This is a genomic window from Saccharothrix sp. ALI-22-I (genome assembly GCF_001984175.1).
GTDB lineage: Bacteria > Actinomycetota > Actinomycetes > Mycobacteriales > Pseudonocardiaceae > Actinosynnema.
Map to the genome: position 1 here is coordinate 1 of NZ_MTQP01000002.1, position 2,935 is coordinate 2,935.

The 2,935-nt window shown below is 69.1% G+C and carries 4 protein-coding genes and 1 pseudogene; 3 read left to right on the top strand and 2 right to left on the bottom strand.

Going from position 1 to position 2,935, the window contains the following annotated elements; genetic code table 11:
- A pseudogene (locus ALI22I_RS00020) lies at positions 1-121 on the bottom strand (transposase); the annotation flags it as partial.
- A 3-nt stretch (positions 122-124) separates the two neighbouring features.
- Positions 125-763: a TetR/AcrR family transcriptional regulator gene (locus tag ALI22I_RS00025; protein WP_077003544.1), complete on the bottom strand. Its 639-nt coding sequence runs from the start codon at positions 761-763 to the stop codon at positions 125-127.
- Between the two features lie 83 nt (positions 764-846).
- Between ALI22I_RS00025 and ALI22I_RS00030 the strand changes: the two genes are divergently transcribed.
- From ALI22I_RS00030 to ALI22I_RS00040, 3 genes are all read left to right on the top strand, one after another.
- Positions 847-1,443: a flavodoxin family protein gene (locus ALI22I_RS00030; RefSeq protein ID WP_077003545.1), complete on the top strand. Its 597-nt coding sequence runs from the start codon at positions 847-849 to the stop codon at positions 1,441-1,443.
- Complete coding sequence (locus ALI22I_RS00035) at positions 1,440-2,495, top strand: NAD(P)H-dependent flavin oxidoreductase (protein WP_077003546.1); 1,056 nt, start codon at positions 1,440-1,442, stop codon at positions 2,493-2,495. Before ALI22I_RS00030 ends, ALI22I_RS00035 begins: the two co-directional genes overlap by 4 nt.
- Before the next feature lie 193 nt (positions 2,496-2,688).
- On the top strand, positions 2,689-2,935 hold a 247-nt coding region (locus ALI22I_RS00040), incomplete at its 3' end, for a transposase (RefSeq protein ID WP_143531820.1).

Consider the following 2,935-nt stretch of genomic DNA (forward strand, 5'->3'; position numbering starts at 1 on the left):
CGTCGGTCTCCCACTTGGCGTAGTAGTCGTAGACGGTCTTGTACGGCGGGAAGTCGTGCGGCAGGTACTCCCACGCGATCCCGGTCCGGCACACGTACAGGATCGCGTTGACGATCTCCCGTGGTTAGCTGACGCCCTCGCGCTGCCGGCTCGCCTCGTCGGGCGGTGAGTCAAGCCTGACGAGGCGTCGTACGTGCGGCCACAGATCGTCGAGCGATCTCAGGTCGCCGGCGAGTTTGGCCAGGAGTACGGCGCCTTCGACGTGCGCGACCACGGCCCGTGCGGTGGCCCAGTCCGCGTAGGCGGGTGCGACGCTGCCGTCCTGGGCGCCGTCGGTGAGTGCGGTGTGGACGAGCTCGGTCTGTTCGTCGAAGGCGGTGGTGAGTCGTTGCTGGACGACGGCTTCCTGATCGCTGAGTTCTGCCGCGAGGTTGCCCAGCAGGCACCCGTCGACCCTGCCGGAGACTTGCCACCCTTCCCGTTGTGTCTCGACGAGCCAGGCGATGAGTCGCTGGAGGCGTTCCAGAGCTGGTTCCGGTCCGGTGAGGCGCTCGTGCCAGGCAACCCGTTGTGCCTGCCAGTGGGTGTCGACCACCTCGACGGTGAGCGCCTGCTTGGACTCGAAGAAGTGGTAGAAGCTGCCCTTGCGGACATCGGCCCGGGCACAGATCTCGGCCACGCCGATGGCCGCATAGCCACGGATGTTCATGAGTTCACAGGCGCTGTCGAGCAGCCGGTCACGAGCGGTACTGGTGCGACCCATGACGACGAGTATACGGGCGGTCAACTATCTTTTAGTTGACCGGTCGTCTATGGTCGGCGCATCACCTCTTGGAAGGAGGGCACATGTCGATCAGTGTCGTCATCGCGTACCACAGCGGCTACGGCCACACGGCCCGCCAGGCACAGGCCGTCGCGTCGGGTGCGGAGTCCGTTCCCGGTGTCCACGCCGACCTGCGCAACGTTGCCGTGCTCGACGAACCGCTGTGGCAGGCGCTCGCCGACGCCGCGGCCATCATCTTCGGCACCCCCACCTACATGGGTAGCCAGTCCGCTGTCTTCCAGGCCTTCGCTGAGGCCAGCGGCCAGGTCTGGGCGCGGCAGGGCTGGCGCGACAAGCTCGCCGCCGGGTTCACCACGTCCGCCGGTGTCAACGGCGACAAGCTGAACACCCTGTCGTCGCTGACCGTGTTCTCCGCTCAGCACGGCATGCACTGGGTCTCGCTGGGCCTGCCTCCCGGCTGGCTCTACAGCACCACCGGCGAGGTGGATGACCTCAACCGGCTGGGCGGCTTCCTCGGCGCGATGGCGCAGGCGCCCTCCGACGCCGGCCCGGACGACGCGCCGCCCACGGCCGACCTGCGCACCGCCGAGCACCTCGGTCGCCGGGTCGCCCAGGTCGCCGTCCAGATGCGCCAGGGACGACTGGTCGGTGCGGCATGAGCACCCGACTCATCCGCCTGCTCGGCACCGACCTCCCGATCATCCAAGGTCCGTTCGGCGGCGGGCTGTCGAGCGTCGCCCTCGCCGCCGCGGTGAGCGGCGCCGGCGGCCTCGGTTCGTTCGGGGCGCACCACCTGGACCCCGGCGCCATCACGGCCCTCGTCGCCGAGCTGAAGGCGGCGATCCCCGGGAACCGGCCGTTCAACGTGAACCTGTGGGTGCCGCACCCAGGGGAGGAAGTCCTGCGCCCGGCACCGGCCGACTTCGAACGGCTCCGGCCGCTCTACGACCGCCTCGGCATACCGGCGCCGACCTCGTACGCGCCGCCGCCCGCCTTCGACGATCAGGTGGACGCGCTGCTGGCGGCGCAGCCACCGGTGATCAGTTTCGTCATGGGCACGCCGCCGGCCCGGGTGGTGACCGAGGCGCGTCGCCGCGGCATCGTGACGATCGGCACCGCCACCACGGTCGACGAGGCGGTGGCCGTGCAGGCAGCCGGCTTCGACGTCGTGGTGGCCTCCGGCAGCGACGCCGGAGGGCATCGGGGCGCGTTCCTGCGGCCGGTCGCCGAGTCGCTGGTCGGCACGTTCTCGCTCGTTCCGCAGGTCGTCGACGCCGTCGACATCCCGGTCGTCGCGGCCGGCGGGATCGCCGACCATCGCGGCGTCACCGCGGCATTTGCCCTCGGCGCCGAGGGCGTGCAGATCGGCACCGGATTTCTGGCGACCGTGCAGTCCGGGGCGAGCCAGGTCCACAAAGCGGCGCTCACCGGCCCCGACGCCCGGGTCACCGTGCTCACCCGGCTCTTTTCCGGCCGGCCCGCGCGGGCCATCATCAACCCGCTGATCCGGGAACTCGCGGCCGAAGAGGGGAACGTGCCCGCGTACCCGGTCCAGAACGCACTCATGCAACCCCTGCGCCGAGCCGCCGCCGCGCGCGGCGACTCGCAATACGTCAACCTCTGGGCCGGCCAGGCAGCACCGCTGTCGCGGCCGTACACCGCCCAGGAGTACCTCGCCACGCTGATGAAGGCCTACCCGACTCCAGCGTAAAGACAACTCCAGCGCGTCGACTGTGTCCACCGTAGATCGTATTGGGCCGAATACCACCAGAACAGCTCCGGGAGCTGGTACACCCACGCCACCGGCAAGGCCGAGAAGTGGTAGTGCACGCTATGAGGGCATCTGATCTTGGTTTGTGGTGATCTGTCCGTATCGTGGTGGCCACCTGGAGCGTTGATCAACTGTGAGTTCTCGGCGTGCGTATCGCAGTGACCTGTCCGATGCCCGGTGGGCGTTGATCGAGCCGACGTTGACCGCGTGGCGTGCCGCCCGGCGTGGACCCGGAACCGCGGCACGGGTGCACGACTTACGGGAGATCGTCAACGCGATCCTGTACGTGTGCCGGACCGGGATCGCGTGGGAGTACCTGCCGCACGACTTCCCGCCGTACAAGACCGTCTACGACTACTACGCCAAGTGGGAGACCGACG